Source organism: Leptospira wolffii serovar Khorat str. Khorat-H2 (genome assembly GCF_000306115.2).
Taxonomy (GTDB): domain Bacteria; phylum Spirochaetota; class Leptospiria; order Leptospirales; family Leptospiraceae; genus Leptospira_B; species Leptospira_B wolffii.
This window is the reverse complement of the sequence record NZ_AKWX02000007.1, coordinates 76,115-96,096: the sequence shown is the minus strand read 5'-3', so window position 1 is coordinate 96,096 and position 19,982 is coordinate 76,115. Positions and strand designations below refer to the sequence as shown.

The following is a 19,982-nucleotide window of genomic DNA, read 5'->3' as shown; positions in this document are numbered from 1 at the left end:
TCCGAAATGATTTCCGGACTACAAGGCAATATCATTAAATTAGAGGTAGGATCCGCACATATCGATGTGCAGGGTGTAACTTATGAGGTGACGATTTCTTTCAAAACCTATTGGGAATTGAAGGATCTGATCTCTTCCGGTAAAAAGGAAATCAGACTGCATATCCACCATTCCATCAACGAAAGAGGCCAACGCCTCTTCGGGTTCCTACAGGAAAGGGATAAGGAATTCTTCAAGGTAATGAAAGGGTTGCACGGAATCGGAGAGATGACCGCTCTTAAGGTTCTTTCCTTTTTCAGTCCTTGGGAATTACATAAAATCGCGTCCTCGGGAGAAGCCAAGGAGCTCGAAAAGATTCCTAAGGTCCGAGCCAAGACTTCCGAAAAGATTTTCTTTGAAGTAAAACAGAATCTAAAGAAGCTGGAATTGTTTTTGGAGAAATCTCCACAGGATCCCGCTTCCCTAGAAATCCCCGCAGAACGCCTTCCTAGTCCGGAAGATCGCTTCAAAGAAACCGCAGTTCAGGCATTGGTGCAACTCGGATTCGACGATAAGTCGGCTCTCAAGGAAGTGGAAAAGATTCTAAAAAAACAATCCTTTACCGATACAGGAGAATTGATCCGGGAGATCTTGAAATCTCTATAAGATGCAAAGAATCTGCGGCAATTCCATTGGTATTCCTAAACTCTTGAACGGAATTTCCATTCCGACAGCAAGAAGAAAGCTCGGTACAAACCGGAGACATGGGTGGGGGCGCTTTTAGAATGCGGCGGAGGAATGGAATTTCCGTTCAGTAATGCACGGCCGGGTTTAGAATAGAAGCTTTGAATTCGCAAAATAGATCCTATTTTGATAGAGAAACCCAGGCCTTCAATATTTCAACTGCGTATCGCTTCTTCAGCGATTCGCAAGAAACCAATACACCGCGAGTCCCAAATAATTTCCTACCGCATATCCGACGAGTCCCGTTAAGATTCCTAAAATCAAGACTCCTTGGTTCCGGATGGCGGCGGCAACGGGAGGGACGAAGACGGGACCGTAGATACTGGAAACCGAGGTAATGATCCAAGTATCCACAGGAATCCGGAAGAGAATTCCGAAAAGCAAATGAAGAAGAATGGCCCCGGACATGGTGGACAAAACGATCACGAATACGACGGGTGCATCGTTCACTAGAGACCTTAAGTCCGCCAAATATCCTATGGCCACGGAGAATATTAGAATAAAATAACTTCCGAAAGTATAAGTGTTCAGATTTCTTACCTTTTTAGAAAAGGAAATCCCGATTCCCCAGCTACTAATTCCCAAAAGAAGAATAGGAAGAGAAATTCCGCCCGAAACGAGAATCGAGACTCCGATGGAAAGTATGAACCCGACCACGGCCAAAGCCAAACCTATCCCGAAGCGGGAGATCGGTCTTATCCCCGACTCCGATGCGGATTCTTCTCCCAAGTTAGGAACGATTTCCTCCTCAGGCTTTAAGAAAATCGAATATACCTTCTTAGCGAAACTGAGTAGGAACAGCAGGTAAGTTCCTCCTACGACAAGATCCACGGCGTTCACGAGAGCAATCGTGGAGCGTCCCGCATCCAAAGCCAATCCGATCGCATTCAGATTCGGAGTTCCCCCCGTGTACAATCCTGTCAGCATTCCCTCTATCTTAAAAGATTCGGGATGATAGGAGGCGAATAGATAACCGAATACGCTACTGGAAATTACCACGGCCAGGCAGGAAAGAAAGAAGGAGAAAAGTGCAACCTTGGCCTCTCGGATCCCCTTTAAAAAATCGGAAGAAGCAAGAAGTAGAGGAATCGCGATGGGTATGGAAAGTTCGGAAACCCTTTCCGCAACATTCTTCGGAAGCCATCCCCCCGGAACCAAATTCCCAAGAAGAATCCCCGCAACATAACAGATCACCACAGGCCCGAAAAAACCGGCCCATTTGTATTTCTCGGAAAGTCGGTTTGCGACCCAAGGAAAGCCTAACAAGAATGATGCGAAAACGATAGAAATCAGAATAGAGAATGGCTCGGACAAAGAATCTCTCCTCTACGAGGTCCTGGATTTTTTGGGACAAAGTATCTCTCACTAATCTGGATTCACAAGCCCAGGAATAACAGAATAATTTCCGTTATATTGAATTTCCTATCAGTGACTGCTCAATCCATTCGACAAATAGATACTATTCTTCTCAGAGTCCTCAGAATGGTAGGAACTCCCTCAACCTTGCCCATTCCACCGAAAAACGTCAAAATCGATAGAAAAGCGAAGAATTCGAACTACTCACTATTCTACTCTTTTGTTTTTTTCGGAAAAAACCGACCGAAGGGAAAAAGAGTTGTAAGAAATACTTCACATTCAAAGTAATATAGTTTAAGAATAAACTATTACCCCACAAAGCATTGAACGGGGAAAGGAAGAAATTCAAATGTTAGAGACATTACTCGCAACCAGTAACGATATCGCCCCTCTGGTCCTCAGACTGACCCTGGGACTCGTGATTTTCCCACACGGAGCCCAAAAACTTTTGGGTTGGTTCGGTGGCTACGGCTTCAAAGGCACCTATGGTTACTTTACCCAATCCGCAGGTCTTCCCGGAATCATCGCTTTCCTAGTCATTATAGGCGAATCCTTAGGTTCCGTCGCTCTCATCCTGGGCCTCGTCACTCGTTTCTCGGCGATTTCCATCGGGATCATTATGCTCGGTGCCGCCCTCCTCGTACATAAGGAGCATGGATTCTTCATTAACTGGTTCGGCGCTCAAAAAGGAGAAGGTTACGAGTTCCATTTGCTTGCCGTCGGTGCCGCCATCACTCTCGGAATCACCGGTGGAGGAGCTTATTCTCTAGACCAAATCCTGGTTACCTTATTCTAAAAACATCCGTCGAAATTCGTTTCGATCCGAAAACTCCCCCGGCGTTTTCCGCCCAGGGAGTTTTTTTATTTCAAGAGAAGAAGAGGGGATTCTCTCCTCCTCTATCGCTACTCCATTCTGGATTCTTAATATTTATAGGCCTTATCCGCCCATTGCGCTTTCCTAGTAGTCGTGGCGGTCGGATCCACGTCTGCCTGGGCAACCGTAACGTAAGGAGAAGAAGCTCCTCCACTCGCATAGGAATTATAATTTATATTCCCGCTAGGAGCGTAGCTTAAATCTACCGTGTCCGTTCTAAATGGAGAAGTGAGCGAAAGCTTATTAAAGCTCGTTCCTTCCGTTCCGTCCGGATAATCTGCCACTAAAGAAGTCCATTCCACTAAGGACCCATCGTAGAATACTGTAGGATATCCTAATATATTCTGAGCAGCAAATCCGTTTACCTGAGCCTCGAAATTCGTACGACATTGTGAAACGATGGTAGCACCGGCAACATAGCTGGCTCCTACTCCCGATACTGTGCTCGCAAACGTTCCCGCAAGTGTAGCCTTACTCAAGAAACGATATCCTGTGGAGGAAGCATCCAATAGAGACGCCCAAGGAAAGGCCTTCGCTCCCTTCAAACGGGTCTCGAATAGAACGTATTTTTTAGGAGTTCCCGCGGTTCCGCTAGCCGGGGCTCCCGAATCGTTCCAAGCGGTCGTAATATGATTGGCCCCGCTATTCGTGATTCCCACGGTTTGGTTGTATTGAGCGGCAGGTCTTGCATCCACTATGATCTGGGTTTCGGTAATCCCCGGAATAGAAGCGGAACCGTTATTCTTCACGATCTGAATCACATCTTCCAAAGTCAGAGTGATGATCGTTTGATCCACCCGGAGTTGCTTCACACTGAAACCTCCGTTATCCAGAGGAGCGGTATCCTTGTTCGCATCCAGGTACGTCGCATTCGTAAAATTAACTCGGATGTCTCCGTTCAAAATCGCCAGATGTTTGGTATCCGCTCCCCAATATTTCAACCAATAGATTCCTCTGGTCACGTCCTGGGTTTGGGATCCGTTCGAATAAGCCGTTCCGTTATTGTTCGCGGTTCCTACGGCAAATACAACCAAGTCTTTACTCAGATCGATTCCGTAAAATTTCAGCCAAAGATCCACGGTGGCCCCGTCCGCTTGGTAACGGACGGAATTCTTGATAAGTCCCGTATCTCTTTGCTGATTGAATCGGAATCCGGATTGAAAATCGTCCAGATGATAAACATAGACCCCGTTCGCATTATCCGATTTAATATAGGATCTGCCGCTTGTATCTCCCGAGAAATTATTCGCGAGACTGCTTTGCAGAATCACGAGCTTGCCGGTAATATGAGCCGGCTTATTGTTTTGCCAATCGCTGACCCAAGACTCCAAACGCGTCCCGGTAATCAGTCCCCATTGGTTATCGTTATAATCGGCCGCCGATTCGTTCGTCAGATCCGAAGCAGTCGCTACCGGAATCGAAGCTCCTCCCAATACTCCGGCCAAAAGCCCTAAATTCGTTCCCGAACCTCCTCCGTCGCAAGCGACCAAAAAGAGAAGAACCGCCGGGGAGACGATTTTCTGAAATAGCACCTTCATATGTATCTCCTGTTTTTTGTAGGTGTTCCTACGGTTTCCCCCAAAACCCCTGTAATGCTCAGAGAAGCAGCTCCGTTTATGCTATAATGGAAATAAAATCTGTCATATTGACCAATCTCTTGGGACCTCGTTCAATATTCTTTGAGCAAACCTTCTCCGCAGAAAGGGAAAGCTGCGAAATTTAAAGAAGAAAAGCCAAAGTATTCGGGAGTCGGGTTCGAGAAGAATAGGGTCTGTCCTGAGATCGGTTCCTCTCGGATGAACGAAAAGAGAACTCGAAATTCCCCGACCTAAGCATAAGTAAAATCCGGGATTTATCTCTTGTTTCTAAGTCTTTCCGAAAGGGGATGGACAGGATTCTTCCCCGTAAAATCCTTAGAAAAAGCATTCCAAACGCGACCTCACACCCAAAAAATAAGGTTGATTCATGAAAATTCACGAGTACCAGGCAAAGGAAATCCTGAGACGCCATAACGCCAAAGTTCCTTTCGGCGTAGTTATCGATAAGAAAGAAGACGGAGCGAAAGCTCACGAAGAAGTAACCTCCAAAACGGGAGGTTCCGTAGTAGTCGTCAAGGCTCAGATCCACGCGGGTGGACGAGGCAAAGGCGGCGGAGTTAAGGTCACCAAGACCAAAGAAGATGCGCTCGCGGCCGTGGACAAGATCCTTGGTATGCAACTCATCACTCCTCAAACCGGATCGGAAGGAAAAAAAGTCCTCAAAGTTTATCTGGAACAAGGAATCAATATCGCAAAGGAATACTATCTGAGTATCCTTTTGGATCGCGCTATTCGTAAGACCATCATTATGGCATCCACCGAAGGCGGTATGGAGATCGAAGAGGTCGCCGAGACTCATCCCGAAAAAATCCTTAAAATCGCCGTAGATCCGGGAATCGGTCTCCAACCGAACCAAGCCTCTCAATTGGCTTTCGATCTGGGACTTCCTTTGGAAGCTCATAAATCCTTTAAGGCTCTTCTCGCTTCCATCTACACCGCTTATATCAAAGAAGATGCATCTCTCTTAGAAATCAATCCTCTCATTCTTACCAAAGAAAACGAGATCGTTGCCGGAGACTGTAAAATGGATCTGGACGAGAACGCATTGTATCGCCATCCAGAAAACGCCGCATTCAGAGACGTATCCGAAGAGGATCCTCTGGAAGTGCAAGCCAGCGAATACAATATCAACTATGTGAAGCTGGACGGAAACATCGGTTGTATGGTAAACGGAGCCGGTCTTGCAATGGCTACCATGGACATCGTAAAATTGGCAGGTGCCGAGCCCGCTAACTTCCTGGATGTCGGCGGTGGAGCGAACGTAACCACGGTAACCAACGGATTCAAACTCATCTTAGGCGACCCGAACGTAAAAGGGATCTTCATCAATATCTTCGGCGGAATCGTTCGCTGCGACAGAGTAGCTCTAGGAATCATCGAAGCCGCTAAAGCTGTGAACATAGGGGTTCCTCTCGTAGTTCGTTTGAAAGGAACGAACGCGGAAGAAGGTAAGAGAATCCTGAACGAATCCGGACTGAACATCATCGGAGAAGATGATCTTCGCACCGCGGCGAAAAAAGTGGCGGAAGCCATTAAGTAAAGAATAAAGGTTAACTTAAATACATATGGCAGTATTAGTAGATAGTAATACAAGAGTCGTGGTCCAAGGGATTACCGGAAAGGAAGGTTCCTTCCACGCCCAACAAATGATCGAATACGGAACCAATGTGGTCGGCGGGGTTACTCCAGGTAAAGGTGGCCAGAAAGCGGACTTAGTAGGTAAGCATGTTCCCGTATTCAACAGCCTGAAGGACGCAATAGCAAAAGAAGGTGCAAACGCTTCGATCATCTTCGTTCCCCCTCCCTTCGCGGCTGACGCGATCTTGGAAGGTATTTTCAACGAGATCCCTTTAGTCGTTTGTATCACCGAGGGAATTCCAACACACGATATGCTGAAGGTATATAGCGCTCTTCGCAGTTCTAAGACCCGCCTTATCGGTCCGAACTGTCCTGGAATCATTTCTCCGAAATACAACGTTAAGATGGGGATTATGCCCGGCTTCATACACCAAGCAGGATCCATCGGAATCGTTTCCCGTTCCGGAACCTTGACCTACGAATCCGTAGCCCAGTTGTCCCAGCACGGTTTGGGGCAATCCACCGTGATCGGAATCGGGGGGGATCCGGTTCCTGGTATGAACCATACTGAAGCGGTCAAACTGCTGAACGAAGATCCCGAGACCAAAGGAATCGTGATGATCGGTGAGATCGGCGGAACTTCCGAAGAAGAGGCTGCGGCTTATATCAAGGCGAATGTGAAGAAGCCTGTGGTAGGATTCATCGCGGGTCAAACCGCGCCACCGGGCAAAAGAATGGGACACGCAGGAGCTATCATCAGCGGAGGAATGGGCACAGCCTCTTCCAAGATGAAAGCTATGCAGGATGCGGGCATTTCCGTTTGCCAATCCATCGCCGAAGTCGGCGAAAAAATGAAAAAGGCCATCGGTTAATCGGGGTCTAAATCCGAAAGGAGGTTCGGTATGAAACACAAGCAGGGAAATCTTTCGAAAATGATCGGAAAGAAAAGTTTCGAATTCGTCTTATTGTGGTCGGCCGTCCTCCTATTCGGAACCGGCATCTTATTTGCGGAAGAAGGAACTCCGGCCCCTTCTTCCGGAAAGCCCTTAAAGCTCACCACGGAAGAAACCGTGAAAAGGGCATTGGATAATAACTTCAAACTCCAAAATTTAAGATACGAATTGGCCAAAACCGATTCGAATTATCTGAAGGCGGAGTCCCAATATTCTTGGAGATTGGTAGCAGACGGAAGTTTCCGCCAAAGTATCCTTCCCCAAAACCAGAACAACGTGTTCACGGGAACCAAGATCTCGGACGATACCATCAAAGGCGGTATCGAAAAAACCATCCGAGCCACCGGAACTTATTTTAAACTGGAATCAGGAAGCAGACGATTCGACTCGAACGCTTTCGAAGATAAAAGCAATCCTTTCGCTTCCAGCTTCTCGGGACTCGCACTTCCTCCTTTGTATACCGGATTCATTACCGCTACCGTAAGCCAGGACTTGCTCAAAAACTCCTTCGGTTATAAGGGTAGGAACCAGGAACAAATCCTGAATAACCAATCCCAAATGGCGAGAAACCAGGTTTCTCTCCAAATCTCAGAGGCAATCGTAGGATCTCTCGTCGACTTTTGGGATTATTCCGTAAAACTCCAAGCCTTGAAGACTTTCCGCAAACTTCAGGAAAACGTTAAGGACATTCGCAATCTTACCATTCGTAAACAAGGACTCGGATTATCCGAAAGTTTCGAAGTGAACCAATGGAATTCTCTTCTCGCCCAAGCGGACAGCCAATTGGAAACCGCCATGGTGCAAAAAGAAGAAGCGAAACGTAAGCTCGCTCGTAGCTTGAAATTGGAGGAAGGAACCGAACTTTCCGAAGATACGGACCTACTCGAAGAAATTCCCGATAAACCCGATTTCTCCAAGGATTTACCCGAAGCTTATAAAAAACGTACCGATTACCAAAACGTACTCAAGGAAAAGGAAATCGCGGAACTCCTAGTGAAGAACGCTAAGAGCGACCAGCTACCTTCTCTCCAGCTTTCCGGATCCGCATCCTCTCAGGCGCAAACGATCACCACTCCTTCCGCGAATTACACGGATACCGGAGACGGTGTGCAGTCTTTCAAATACAAAGACTTCAACGGAAAAGTATCCTTCTCCTATCCTCTTTTCGATAAGGGAGTATACGCAGGCAGAAGAGACTCCGAGATTAGCTTAAGACAGGCGGCTCTAAAAGAGACCGAACTCAAAAACGAAGTTCGGGACGATCTAAAAAGTAGAATCGACTCCTTGGAAGCGAGCTATAGAATTTATAAAAACTCCATCATTACCGAAAGAGAAACCCAAAGCTATTACAACGGGGTCGTAAGAAGTTTCCGTCAAGGTAGAGCGGACGCCGTTGCGGTCAAAAACGCTTTGGATACTCTCGTTCGGGATCAATTGAGTCTGACCCAAGCAAAGGTGAACTTCAATATCGATCTGATGAGATACTATATAGCGAAGAATACTCTTCTCGAAAAATTCAATCTGGATACGGAAAAACTCCTGCCTAAATTGGAATAGGAGACGTAAGTACACTCTTTGAAGCGCGGATTCTTCCTTTCCATCATCGGGATCTTTCTTTTCATTTTCCTAATATGGATTGCGGTCAAATTTTGGCCCAAGGCCTCGGATTCCATTTACTCCGATTACAAAAAGGAGAGATGGGAAAAGGTAATTCGCGCAGTTAAGAATCATCCCTCCCCCACTCCGGACGATCTATTCTACGCGTCTCATTCTCTACTTCGCTTCAACCAAGAGCTGAAAGAGAAGGAGTCGGAGGAAAGAAATAAGATCGCAAAGAATTTCCAGAAAGAATACGGGATCGGCTCCGTTCCTTCCACGGAGGCCTCCGGAGAATTCCCCGTTTTCGAAGATATATTCGTTTCCCAGCTTCGCCAAGGCGGATACTGGAGACAGAAGGCCATCGCGCTGCGCCTGGAAAACGCGACCGAATGGGAGGACGATGCTACCTTCCTGCGAGATTTGAAGGAGTTCCTACATTCCAATCCGATCGTATTCGGTTCGAACTATTCCAATATTCTACGCAAGTCTCTTAGAAGAGAAACCAAACTCTCCGAAACGGATAAAAACAAGCTCTCCGATCTATTAGGATTTCTTTCCACTCGCGAGGATTCTTCCCTTTTGGGAGGGCGCCTGAAGAATACGGGAGAAAACACGAATCTAAGATCCGGCCCCGGAACCGAAAACGCCGGAAAAGCCAGATTGAAGAAGGGACTATTACTCTACGCCTTGGACAAGGACCCGAGGTCCGAAACCGTCCAGGGAAGAAAAGGGAATTGGGTGCAGGTATATATTCCGGAAACCCAAGTAGTGGGTTGGATCTTTTCCCATTTTTTGGAAGAGGATCCGTTTCCTTCTACCAAGGCGGAAGAAATGGCTAAGTCTTTCCAAGAGTCGGAAAGAAGCCAAGCCTGGGATTTCGCATTCTGGAACGAGGAAAAAATTCCTTCCGGCTTTCACGGAGAATACATTCGTACTGAAAAATTAGCGCTGGATGGAGATTACGGAATCGTAATTTACCGAGCCAAGGATAATAAATATAAGGAAGTCTGCAGGATCGTAGAGGAACCTTTTCGAAATCTGGAATTTCTCGCGGCCAGTCTGAGCGGAGACGAAAGCGTTCCCCTCTTCCGATTGTATGCAGGACGTCCGGGAGACTGGAAGCCGGTTTACCAAATCGACCTTGACAGGGAAAGCGTCTCCATCAATAGGAACAAGTATATCATAGGTTCCGATTCCGGAAAGAGAAGATTCCAATTGGGCTTGAACTCCTCTTCCAATCGGATATTAGGTTCCCTTCTCGTGGAAGAAAAGACCGTTCTACAGGGGGTCCAACCGGAAGAGGACTTCGTTTCGGAAGAAGGAACCTTATTCAAGCTCTGTCTGCTGCAACCGGAAAAGAAATCCGATTCGAATGCGGCGGTCTTCCGTTTTAAATTTTTATTTTGATCCATAGATCAAAGAAGGAGAATCCAAATTGCCGACTTACGATTATAGATGCAAGGCTTGCGGAAAAACTTTCGAATATTTTCAGTCCATGAAGGACGATCCTATTACCACATGTATTCTTTGCGGTAAAAGCGGAGAAGTGGATCGTCTTATCTCCAATGTTGGCGGGATCATCTTCAAGGGATCCGGTTTCTATGTGACCGATAACAAATCGTCCGGTTCCAAAGGTTCCGACTCCTCCGGTTCCTCCGGAAGTTCTTCTTCCGGCTAAGACTTGGGACGTTTAGGAATTTTAGCGGGAGGAGGAAATCTCCCACAGATCGGAATGCGAGAGGCCCTCGCCGCTGGAGAGGATCCTCTTTTTCTCTCCATTGCGGAATCCGATTTTCATCCGGGACAATACCAGGATAGAGTGGTCCCGATTCGTATCGTAAAGATTGGAGGGCTTTTGAAATCCTGCAAGACTCACGGTATAGATCGTCTCCTTCTCTTGGGAAAAGTAAAAAAGGAGATCATCTTCAAGAGTCTGAATTTCGATCTAAAAGCTTTGGCGCTTCTGGCGAGAATGGTGAATCGTCACGATTACTCCATCTTTAAGACCGTGGCGGAGGACTTCGAAAAAGAAGGAATCCGTATCATCTCCCAAAAAACCTTTTTAAAATCCCTTCTTCTTCCGGAAGGACGTTATACCAAGAAATCCCTGGACAAAAAACAAATCGAAGACGTGCAATTCGGAATGGAATACGCGGAAAAGATCGCGCACCTGGACATAGGACAGGCGGTAGTGGTCCTGGATAAATCCGTCCTAGCCGTGGAAGCGGTGGAAGGAACCGACCAAACGATCCGTAGAGGCGGTCAATTCGCCAAAAAAAGAAAGGCGGTCGTCTGTAAAAGCTCCAAGCCCAGCCAGGACGATCGATTCGATCTACCTACCGTTGGGGTGGAGACCCTGAAAGTCATGAGCGAAAGCAATTGCGATATTCTCGCTCTAAGGGAGGGAGAAACCATCGTGGTCAATCCTTTCGAATTTATTAGCCTTGCAGAAAAATTGAAAATTCATATCCTGAGCATCGGCCGTGGCAACGTCTCAAAAATCAATACTAAGCAAAAAAAGCTCCCTCAAGCCTAAGAAGAGCGCTGAGAAATCCAAGCACGCGGAAGAACGGAGTCCCATCTCGGGTTCTCCAGTATTTCTGGTCTTGGCAGGGGAACATTCCGGCGACGTACTAGGTTACGAACTCCTCCGAGAATTAAGGAAGCACGACCCGGATTTCACATTCTTCGGAATCGGCGGCCCTAAGATGATAGAAGAGGGATTGGACTCCATAGAGAACATGGAGGAACTTTCCGTAATCGGTTTCAGCGCCATTCTATTCAAATACAAGTTCTTGAAAAAACTCATGGATCGCCTCGTGGAAGAAGCGATCGCAAGATCCTGCACCCATGCCATTCTGATCGATTACCCAGGTTTCAATCTGAGATTGGCCACCAGATTGAAAGAATTGGGCATCAAAGTTATCTTTTACGTATCGCCGCAACTCTGGGCATGGAACTTCTCCCGTATCTTCAAGATCAAGGAGAACGTGGATCTCATGCTCGTATTATTCCCCTTCGAAAAGAAATTATACGACGATTATGGAGTGCGATCCGTATTCGTAGGTCACCCGATCGCTCAGAGAATCAGAGAAAAGATCCGAAAGGAAGCTCCGATCCCTACGCTTGAGGAAAAACCGGGAAGTTCCTTCACGATCACCGTTATGCCCGGTTCTCGTTCCGGAGAAATCCACAGGATTCTGGATATTCTTCTAGAAACCGCGGCAAAGATTCACGAAGAATTGGAATCCGAGAAAAAACATGTGCGGTTCCTTCTTCCAAATATCAATACCAAGGAAGAGGACTTCATCCGATCCAAGATCGCGACCTTGGAAGCGAATCATCCCGGCATTCGTATCGAATATATTTTCGATCGGTCTTTGAGAGCGATGGAAGCGTCGGATCTCGTCCTAGTAACCTCGGGCACGGCCACTCTGGAAGTAGTGTATTTCGAGAAACCCATGGTCATTCTCTATAAGGTAAGCTTTCTTACTTATGTGATATCCGCGATGCTTATCCGCACCCCTTTCATCGGTCTTGTGAACATCTTGAGCGGAAGAGAAACGGTCAAGGAACTCATACAGGCGGAATGCACTCCGGAGGAAGCAAAGGACGAGGCGCTCGCAATCCTGAAAAATAAGAAATATCGAAACCAAATGATCGACGAGATCCATTCGGTAAAGGAATCCCTGGGCGAAGAGCATACTTCCAGAAACGCCGCGAAAGCGGTCATTTCCTTCCTGAAGGAAAAGCCTCAGGTTTAATTACTGTTCCTTAATACAACTCTTGCCCGTTTCTTTGAATCGGGTAAAAAAGGAAGAAGTTACCGTAGGAACTCCGGATTCTGCCGAAGTGGAATATACGCTCCCCGTTACGGAATAACGAAGAGAAGAATCCGAATCCACGTACACATTCGCGGTCGCGTTGGTATTGTCCGATTTCCAATAAACGTTTCTAAGAGGCGGATTTCCCGGGCTCGCATAATCGAAGCCCATTTCAAATTTGGTAGAAATAGAAACCGGAAATTCCCCCTCTCCCTTCCATACGGTTCCGAGCAATCGGACCTTGTCTATCGTAGTATAAATCCGATCGTGTATATCCAGGAAATTGTTTCCGTTAAACCGGATCGTCCCCTCCGAATCCAAGGCCTCAGGGATGAGAGTCCCTCCGCAGAAAGTCAGAGCGGGAATTCCCCAAGCGAGTCCGGTCGTCTGGAAATCGATTCCGAAATATGGATTATCGGCTCCATAAGTGAAATAAGAATTGAGCTTGGCTTCTCCGCTGCCTTTGATCTTTCCCTCCAATCGAGACTGGCTGGCCGAAAATTTCAAAATCGCCTCCAATCTACCCATATCGGGAAGTCCGGAATCGAATTTGGTTTCCTTGCTCCTGAACTGAACGGTTCCACTCGGATATTCCATAAAGTATTTGTAAACTTCGGTACGGATAAATTTAATCTCTGGGATAAGCTTCTCCATACGAGTGTGGATGTCCTCTCGGATCGTTTGTCTCACGCTTCTAAACAAAGGAAGATAGTTGGACAATACCAAGGAATCCGTTTCGAAATCCAAATAATAATCTCCCTGCAAAGGGAAATAGGCTCTTCCGTCCCCTTTGAAACCTTTGCGGAAGCCGGCCTTTCCTTTTAAGGAGGCCTTCCAAGGTAGACCGAACTGGGTACCGTATCCGCTGAATTCCAAACCGGAAGGATTCCAAGAGAAACTCGCATTTTGGATTCCTAGATCCAGATACGGATCCTTCCAATGAAAATCCCTAAGAGTCAATTTCGCGTCGGATTTAAGCCAGTCTCCGTAATTGCCGGTCTCGGTCCCTTTCCAAATCAGATCCAAGGCTCCGGTAAAAGTATCCAGATCGGAGGAGAGAGGAAGATAATTTCGTAAATCGTCCAGATCCTGGACATTCATCGTCAGATCCCAGTTTTGGAGACCTTTTTCGTTCTTCGTTTTAGTCAGGGTCAGCTTATCGGAACCGAAAGAAACTTTATGATTTTCTGATATTGATTGCCCTTGGAAGCTTCGGTCCCATTCGTGGGAGAGATTCGCGTCCCTCCATTCCCAATTCTCCTCTCTCAGAGGAAGATCCAGGAGTAGGATTCCTCCCACATCCGAGAATTGCGTATTCCCTTTCCCTCGGATGGAGGCGCCGTCCACTTCTAGATCGGCTTCTCCGGATATTTTACCGGTCTTGGGATAGAACGGGGAAAGTTCGGAATAGAGCCCTCCGACCGCCGAAGCCCTTGCGTTTTTGAAACGAAGGGAAAGACTCATATTCTTGGTACCTATATCGGTTCGGAAATTTCCCTTTAAGTATCTGAATCCGGGAATCGGAAAGAGAGAATCGGAAATCTGAACGTCTATTTGATTTCCTTCCTTATGAATATCCAAATCGACATCCTTCACATTCTCCAGAAGAATCTTTCCGCCCTTATATACGGTGACGCTACTATTCTCTAAGCTGATTTCCGGAACGTTGATCTTATGAATATAGGATAGAATTTCCCCCGAAATCTTATCTTCCAAATCTACGCTGATTTGAGCGTTTTTCACTCGGATGAATTTTACGGAAGGCTGACCCTTCCACAAACCTCTTAAGACTAATTCCACCTTATTGGCTCGGAAAATCATACGTTGGGATGCGAAATCCTCGTCCGAGGATATCTTTAAGTCTTCGATGAATACATGATTGGGAAATTCGTATTCTACAACGCCTAAAGTAACGGCTCGGTCCAATTCCACATTGATGAATTCACGAGCCAGTTCCTTAACTCCTCGCAGATTGATCACTCTACGAACGAAATACCATTCCGCTCCTTCCTTAGCTGCGGTGAGTAGAAGCAGAACTACGATGATTGCAATGGAATATTTCCGAAAGGAAGGATGTTCTCCCACGCTTCTGATCTTGCCGAAAACGAGGGAAAAGACCCGGTAAAGAAACTTAGGAACCGGAATCGAAACGGACATATTTTCCTTTCGGAAAATCGGATTTTTGGGAATCGGAATATTAAATCGAATTATCGCGGAAGAATCTGACTGATCTTCTCCGAAGTCTCCCTCAGAACGAGGCTTTCCGGGAACTTCTGTAATCCCTCTTCCAGAACCAGCTGGCATCTTTTGTATTCCTTAATTCTGTAGAAACTGACTACGACCGTCTCATAGTAGAAAAGATCCTTTTCAAAATTCTTTTCTCTAGACGCTCTTCCGAGAACTCCCAGAGCCTGTCCGTATTTCTCGTCTTCGAAATAGGCCTTAGCCCACATCTTTTTACGGGTAACGGATTCGAAATCACGATCCACATTATCGGATTTGCGGAAATGTACGATTGCATTGTCGTAATCGTTGATTCCGAGATACGCAGAACCTAGATAATGATCCAGATGCTGAAGGTTGCGTCCTTCTTTGGAGTTTTGGAGTTCCTTCAGAACCAGAGATGCTTCTTTAAAGGATTCGATTTTGAGGAGTAATTTGGCTTTTTCGAGGAGTAGTTCGGAGCGTTTCTTGTCTTCTTGTCCGACATCGGATAATTGCTGGTCGATCCCTTTGATTTCAGAACGTACCTGGGATTCCAAATTAGAGGAAACCCCACCTTCCTTCTGTGCGGAGGCACAAGCCAGGAACATCTGGGCTCCGATCAAAAATATGGCGAAATATTTACTCATTCTCTTATCCCGTTTTCAATTTTTCCAGCTCCTGTAGGAAATCATCCGTTTCCTGCTTACGAGTCTCCTCGTTTGAGAGCCAGTCTAGGGTCTCCGGGTCTATCTCCTTCAGGAATCGGGAGGGCTCGGAGGTCAATTGCTCCCCAAATTTGCGGCGATTTGCGGCCCCTGTCAAGCATAAATGCCTTTTGGCCCGGGTCATGGCCACGTACATGAGTCGCCTTTCTTCGTCTACGGAATTATCCTCCAAAGCGGCTCTTCCACTGGGTAAGATCCCCTCTTCGAGTCCCACGACATAAACGGATTCGAATTCCAATCCTTTGGATTGATGAATGGTAAGAAGCTGCACTCGGTTGTCTTCCTTCTCATCCGAAGGCTCGTCTTCCATAAGCATCGCCAATCGATTGATAAAATCGAATAATGTGGGTTTTTCGCCGGAATCGTTGTTTTCTTCGAAGAATGCCAACATGTTCACGAGCTCGGACATATTGTAGATTCGGGCCTTCGCCACCTTCTCCTCTTTTTCTTCCAGAATGATCTCTTTTTCCAGGCCCAGATCCGCGATTAACTCGCGCAAGGCGAAGAATAGTCTGGGAGAAGAGGAAAACTTCTTCTTGGATTTTTCGATCAGATTCACGAAATTATAGATTTCGGAGGAGATCTTTCGATTCAGATCGGGAATAAAATCAGGGGATTCGCAAACCCGGAATAATGTCTCGTACAAGGATTCCTTGTTTTGCGCCGCCTTTTCATGGACGAGCGCGATGGACCCGGCCCCGATTCCTCTCTTGGGATAATTGATGATCCGTAAAAGAGACGCGTCGTCCTTTTGATTGGCGATCAAACGAATATAAGAGATCAGATCCCGGACTTCCTTTCTATCGAAGAAATTGTATCCGCCCACGACTTTATAAGGCATGTCCCTGGCACGGAAAGATTCCTCGAAAGGTCGGGATTGAAAATTGGTACGGAAAAGGATCGCGATCTGGCTACCCTTACGAGCCTCCTTGATGATCTCTTCTCGGATACTTTCGACCACCCATTCCGCCTCGTCCTTCTCGTCCATGCGCTCCACATATTTCACTTTGAGAGCTCCCGGAACCCTCGAATACAACTCCTTGGATCTGCGGGAAACGTTATGGCGAATGAGAGAATTGGCCGCGGATACGATGATGTCCGTAGATCTATAATTCTCCAAGAGACGGATAACGCTGGCTCCCGGAAAATCGTTCTCGAAACCCAGGATAAGACTTACATCCGATCCTCGGAAAGCGTAAATGGATTGGTCGTCGTCTCCCACCACGCAGAGATTATTGGAATCTCCCATAAGCGCTCGTAGAAACGTATATTGGATCGGGTTGGTATCCTGGAACTCGTCCACCATGAAATAATGATGCTTCTTATGGTATTCTTCCCTTACTTCCTCGAATTCTTTCAGCAATTGGGAGGGAAGAAGGATCAAATCGTCGAAGTCTATGGAATTCTGTTCTCTTAAAGTATCCTGGTATTGCTGAAAAAGAGAAGCGGCCAGCAGATCTCCTTCGTTTAGGGAAGCTTCCATTGCCTCTTTATAATCCGGACCTGAGTTTTTGATCCTGGAAATCTTGGAGAGAACTTCCATGACCTGGGCCCTTTTGGGCTCCAATTTCTGGGCCACGAGCATTCCCGTTACAAGACCTTCCTGATCGGCTTGGTTCAATAATAAGAAAGGCATTTTATAGCCTAATTTTTCGATATGTTTTTTTAGGATTCCCAATCCTAAGGAATGGAATGTGGATAGAACGATTCCTTTAAGTAGATTTCTAGGCACGAGTTTGCGAACCCTTTCGCCCATTTCCTTCGCGCTTTTATTTGTAAAAGATAAGGCGACTAGTTTCCCCGCAGGAATATGGTGGTCCTGGATCATATGAGCGATCCGATTCGAGATCACTCTCGTTTTTCCGGATCCCGCTCCCGCAAAAATCAGAAGAGGTCCTTGGACTGTCTGCACGGCTCTCGCCTGTTCGGGAGACAGACTTTTTAGAACGGAGGAAAAACTTTCCCTAGGTTCCGTAGCATTCTTTTTCCGGGGAGCCCTTTCTTTAGAGGGACTCGTAGAAGCGGATGACGCGAGCGGTGGCGCATCCGGATCATCTTCGATTATTTCCGCAGAAGAATCGGAACCTTCCGCCTTGATGGCTGATTCTACGATAGGCTCGGGAGATTCGGGAAGAGATTCCAAAATCCTTTGGAAAGAATCCGAATTAGGGTCCAAAACTTCCAATCGATTTTCAGTAGAATGGGACGTCTCGCGAGTGTCGGAAACTTCTTCTTCGAACTCGTCGTCCCTATAAAAAGAGGATCCGAAGGAATTCTCGAAAGAAGAATCTAGTTCCAAAGAGGAAGTTTCCCGATTCGAATTAGAATCCAAGTGAGAAGGAACCGGAATTTTTTCGGCAGTTTGGACGGAATCCGGAGAGGATTTAGAATCTTCCGTTTGAGTTTCGAAAAAATCGAAAAGTCCCCTCTCGGAGATTGCTGGAGTTCCTACCGTTTTGGGTTCGGCAGGAAATACGGTTCCTTCTTCTAAACTAGGTTCTAAAAATTCGTCTTTCATCGGATAGAATTCGGAAAGGAAGGTCCAAAGACTTCGAAAATCTAAGGCCATTTTTCCGGTTATATAAGCGACATAATTCTCCAATTTCGGATCTTGTCAACCGCGTACAGGCAAAGGTTTGCGAATCTTACGGGATTTGGAAAAACTGGATGAAATCGCATTCTCTATGCAGGAATTCCAACCCGACAAATATTCTGCCGATTCCAAACTCTGGAAACGAGGGGAAAAAAAATCTCTCTACAAGACTCCGATCTTCCAATTGGTAGGAGTTCCTACCACATCGCCCGACGGCAGCATTTCCAGGGATTTCTACCATCTGGAATCCAAGGATTGGGTGAACGTAATCGCACTCACGAACCAAGGAAAAATCCTACTAATAGATCAATACAGGCACGGGCTCGATCGGTATTCCGTGGAAATTCCGGGAGGTGTCGCGGAGAAGGCGACCTTACTGGAATCCGCTCAGGCCGAATTGAGAGAAGAGACCGGATTCGTTTCCGACGATTGGGAATACCTGGGCAAAGTCTCGGGAAACCCAGCGATCTTCGATAACTGGTGCCATACCTTCATCGCGAGGAATATCCGTCCTCACGAAGGAGGTCAAGATCTGGACGAAAGCGAACAAATAGAAGTGTACGAATATCCTTTAAGCAAAATTCCGGATCTGGTCCAAAGACATATCCTACACCATGGGATGATGGTCGCCGCATTCGGATTGTACTTCCTAAAATACGGATTAAACCACGAGAAATAGAACGAGTCGATGGAACAACAAAAAGCCTCCCCATTTATCTCCCTCCAAGTGCCGGAATTCCGGAATTTTCTAGCCGGAAAATTTTTAGTCACACTTTCCTTCGTCATGCAATCCACGGTAGTGTTCTGGCAGATCGACCATATCACTCACGACGCGTTTTTTGTGGGATTGATCGGATTCGCCGAGCTTGTGCCTAACGTAGCAATCTCCCTGTTTTCCGGTCTGGTGGTGGACAGTTTTCCCAGAAAGAAAATCATATTCATTTCCCTGACTGGACTCACATTCAGTTCCTTTTTATTGTTATTATTCTCCTCACCCGGCTTCGAATGGATCACCGAAAAGTATTGGGTCTACCCTATCTATTCCGTCATATTCTTCTCCGGTATATGTAGAGGATTTCTTTCTCCTAGTATCGCCGCCTTCCAGACTCAGTTGGTAAGCAAGGAAATCTTTCCGAACGCCGCGACCTGGAGCGGGGTCGCTTGGCAAGGCTCCGCAGTATTAGGCCCCATGCTCGGAGGACTCTTAGTAGGATTCAACGGAGTGCAGACCGCCTATCTCGCGGATTTCGGGATCATGGCATTTTCCCTGCTTTTATTCTTTGCCGTGCCTTCCAAGCCGGTTCCGGAAAAACAAGGAGAGAAGGAATCCATTTGGAAAAGCCTGGGCTCCGGCTGGAAATTCGTCTTCGGCCACCAGCTCATACTGGGAGCCATCACTCTGGATTTGTTCGCAGTACTCTTCGGCGGCGCAGTGGCTCTCATTCCCACATTCTCCCGGGAAGTATTGGGAATGGGTCCCGAATATTACGGAATTCTAAGATCCGCTCCCGCCTTGGGTGCGGTCACATGCGCTCTTTTCATCGCGGTCAAACCTCCCAAAACGAATTCTGGAGTCATTCTGCTTTCGAGCGTATTCGGTTTCGGGGTTTGCATGATCGTATTCGCGCTATCCACGAGTTTCTATCTTTCCTTCGCCGCTCTGGTCATCAGCGGTTCCTTCGATATGGTCAGCGTGGTCATACGTCATACTATCGTTCAGATGTATACTCCCGAGCATATGAGGGGAAGGGTCTCCGCAGTGAATAACATATTCATAGGGTCTTCCAACGAGCTGGGCGCCTTCGAATCCGGGGCTGCGGCCCGCGCTTTCGGCCTGGTTCCTTCCGTCGTAATCGGTGGAAGTCTCACTCTTATCACAGTAGCTCTCGTTACTGCCATCGCCCCCCGTCTAAGGAAAATGGATCTCAAGGATATTACGGTTTAGAGGCAAAGA

At 46.9% G+C, this 19,982-nt stretch carries 16 protein-coding genes; 11 read left to right on the top strand and 5 right to left on the bottom strand.

Going from position 1 to position 19,982, the window contains the following annotated elements:
* The first annotated feature begins 6 nt into the window (after window positions 1–6).
* Window positions 7–645: a Holliday junction branch migration protein RuvA gene (gene ruvA, locus LEP1GSC061_RS04710; RefSeq protein WP_016544365.1), complete on the top strand. Its 639-nt coding sequence runs from the start codon at window positions 7–9 to the stop codon at window positions 643–645.
* A 252-nt stretch (window positions 646–897) separates the two neighbouring features.
* Here the strand turns inward: ruvA and LEP1GSC061_RS04705 are convergent, their stop codons facing one another.
* On the bottom strand, window positions 898–2,037 hold the full coding sequence (locus LEP1GSC061_RS04705) for a DUF819 family protein (RefSeq protein WP_016544917.1): 1,140 nt from the start codon (window positions 2,035–2,037) through the stop codon (window positions 898–900).
* Between the two features lie 391 nt (window positions 2,038–2,428).
* On the opposite strand from LEP1GSC061_RS04705, the gene LEP1GSC061_RS04700 reads away from it, so the two are divergent.
* Window positions 2,429–2,875 (top strand): DoxX family protein, encoded by a 447-nt coding sequence (locus tag LEP1GSC061_RS04700; RefSeq protein ID WP_016544653.1) that lies wholly within the window; start codon window positions 2,429–2,431, stop codon window positions 2,873–2,875.
* A gap of 125 nt (window positions 2,876–3,000) precedes the next feature.
* Here the strand turns inward: LEP1GSC061_RS04700 and LEP1GSC061_RS04695 are convergent, their stop codons facing one another.
* Window positions 3,001–4,491 carry a lipoprotein gene (locus tag LEP1GSC061_RS04695; protein ID WP_016544584.1) on the bottom strand — a complete coding sequence of 497 codons (1,491 nt, stop codon included), beginning with the start codon at window positions 4,489–4,491 and terminating at the stop codon, window positions 3,001–3,003.
* A gap of 427 nt (window positions 4,492–4,918) precedes the next feature.
* Between LEP1GSC061_RS04695 and sucC the strand changes: the two genes are divergently transcribed.
* The 7 genes from sucC to lpxB are packed head-to-tail and all read left to right on the top strand — an operon-like array spanning window position 4,919 to window position 12,445.
* Entirely contained in the window at window positions 4,919–6,091 is a 1,173-nt protein-coding gene (sucC, locus tag LEP1GSC061_RS04690; protein ID WP_016544476.1) for an ADP-forming succinate--CoA ligase subunit beta, read from the top strand.
* A gap of 25 nt (window positions 6,092–6,116) precedes the next feature.
* Window positions 6,117–7,001 (top strand): succinate--CoA ligase subunit alpha, encoded by an 885-nt coding sequence (sucD, locus tag LEP1GSC061_RS04685; RefSeq protein ID WP_016544963.1) that lies wholly within the window; start codon window positions 6,117–6,119, stop codon window positions 6,999–7,001.
* A gap of 30 nt (window positions 7,002–7,031) precedes the next feature.
* Window positions 7,032–8,639 carry a TolC family protein gene (locus LEP1GSC061_RS04680; protein ID WP_016544936.1) on the top strand — a complete coding sequence of 536 codons (1,608 nt, stop codon included), beginning with the start codon at window positions 7,032–7,034 and terminating at the stop codon, window positions 8,637–8,639.
* Window positions 8,640–8,657: 18 nt separating this feature from the next.
* Window positions 8,658–10,088: an SH3 domain-containing protein gene (locus tag LEP1GSC061_RS04675; RefSeq protein WP_016544821.1), complete on the top strand. Its 1,431-nt coding sequence runs from the start codon at window positions 8,658–8,660 to the stop codon at window positions 10,086–10,088.
* A gap of 28 nt (window positions 10,089–10,116) precedes the next feature.
* On the top strand, window positions 10,117–10,359 hold the full coding sequence (locus tag LEP1GSC061_RS04670) for an FmdB family zinc ribbon protein (RefSeq protein ID WP_016544304.1): 243 nt from the start codon (window positions 10,117–10,119) through the stop codon (window positions 10,357–10,359).
* Between the two features lie 3 nt (window positions 10,360–10,362).
* Window positions 10,363–11,217, top strand: a complete 855-nt coding sequence (locus tag LEP1GSC061_RS04665; RefSeq protein ID WP_016544191.1) for an LpxI family protein — start codon at window positions 10,363–10,365, stop codon at window positions 11,215–11,217.
* Window positions 11,165–12,445, top strand: a complete 1,281-nt coding sequence (lpxB, locus tag LEP1GSC061_RS04660; protein WP_084680464.1) for a lipid-A-disaccharide synthase — start codon at window positions 11,165–11,167, stop codon at window positions 12,443–12,445. The genes LEP1GSC061_RS04665 and lpxB overlap by 53 nt, the downstream gene beginning before the upstream one ends.
* Here the strand turns inward: lpxB and LEP1GSC061_RS04655 are convergent, their stop codons facing one another.
* The 3 genes from LEP1GSC061_RS04655 to LEP1GSC061_RS04645 are packed head-to-tail and all read right to left on the bottom strand — an operon-like array spanning window position 12,446 to window position 17,371.
* The gene (locus tag LEP1GSC061_RS04655) at window positions 12,446–14,662 is read right to left on the bottom strand and encodes an LIC_12586 family protein (RefSeq protein WP_016544870.1); all 2,217 of its coding nucleotides are present in this window, start codon (window positions 14,660–14,662) and stop codon (window positions 12,446–12,448) included.
* Window positions 14,663–14,712: 50 nt separating this feature from the next.
* Window positions 14,713–15,357: a tetratricopeptide repeat protein gene (locus tag LEP1GSC061_RS04650; protein WP_016544801.1), complete on the bottom strand. Its 645-nt coding sequence runs from the start codon at window positions 15,355–15,357 to the stop codon at window positions 14,713–14,715.
* 4 nt (window positions 15,358–15,361) lie between these two features.
* Window positions 15,362–17,371, bottom strand: a complete 2,010-nt coding sequence (locus LEP1GSC061_RS04645) for an ATP-dependent helicase (RefSeq protein ID WP_040508167.1) — start codon at window positions 17,369–17,371, stop codon at window positions 15,362–15,364.
* Between the two features lie 748 nt (window positions 17,372–18,119).
* Here LEP1GSC061_RS04645 and LEP1GSC061_RS04640 point away from each other — a divergent pair.
* Window positions 18,120–18,707 (top strand): NUDIX hydrolase, encoded by a 588-nt coding sequence (locus LEP1GSC061_RS04640; RefSeq protein ID WP_040508166.1) that lies wholly within the window; start codon window positions 18,120–18,122, stop codon window positions 18,705–18,707.
* 9 nt (window positions 18,708–18,716) lie between these two features.
* Window positions 18,717–19,973 (top strand): MFS transporter, encoded by a 1,257-nt coding sequence (locus tag LEP1GSC061_RS04635; RefSeq protein ID WP_016544701.1) that lies wholly within the window; start codon window positions 18,717–18,719, stop codon window positions 19,971–19,973.
* Window positions 19,974–19,982: the final 9 nt, after the last annotated feature.

What these genes read in the sequence shown, in the direction of transcription:
- ruvA (WP_016544365.1), top strand. Translation starts at nt 7, where the DNA reads ATGATTTCCGGACTACAAGGCAATATCATTAAATTAGAGGTAGGATCC.
- LEP1GSC061_RS04700 (WP_016544653.1), top strand. Translation starts at nt 2,429, where the DNA reads ATGTTAGAGACATTACTCGCAACCAGTAACGATATCGCCCCTCTGGTC.
- LEP1GSC061_RS04695 (WP_016544584.1), bottom strand. Translation starts at nt 4,491, where the DNA reads ATGAAGGTGCTATTTCAGAAAATCGTCTCCCCGGCGGTTCTTCTCTTT.
- sucC (WP_016544476.1), top strand. Translation starts at nt 4,919, where the DNA reads ATGAAAATTCACGAGTACCAGGCAAAGGAAATCCTGAGACGCCATAAC.
- sucD (WP_016544963.1), top strand. Translation starts at nt 6,117, where the DNA reads ATGGCAGTATTAGTAGATAGTAATACAAGAGTCGTGGTCCAAGGGATT.
- LEP1GSC061_RS04680 (WP_016544936.1), top strand. Translation starts at nt 7,032, where the DNA reads ATGAAACACAAGCAGGGAAATCTTTCGAAAATGATCGGAAAGAAAAGT.
- LEP1GSC061_RS04655 (WP_016544870.1), bottom strand. Translation starts at nt 14,662, where the DNA reads ATGTCCGTTTCGATTCCGGTTCCTAAGTTTCTTTACCGGGTCTTTTCC.
- LEP1GSC061_RS04650 (WP_016544801.1), bottom strand. Translation starts at nt 15,357, where the DNA reads ATGAGTAAATATTTCGCCATATTTTTGATCGGAGCCCAGATGTTCCTG.
- LEP1GSC061_RS04640 (WP_040508166.1), top strand. Translation starts at nt 18,120, where the DNA reads ATGCAGGAATTCCAACCCGACAAATATTCTGCCGATTCCAAACTCTGG.
- LEP1GSC061_RS04635 (WP_016544701.1), top strand. Translation starts at nt 18,717, where the DNA reads ATGGAACAACAAAAAGCCTCCCCATTTATCTCCCTCCAAGTGCCGGAA.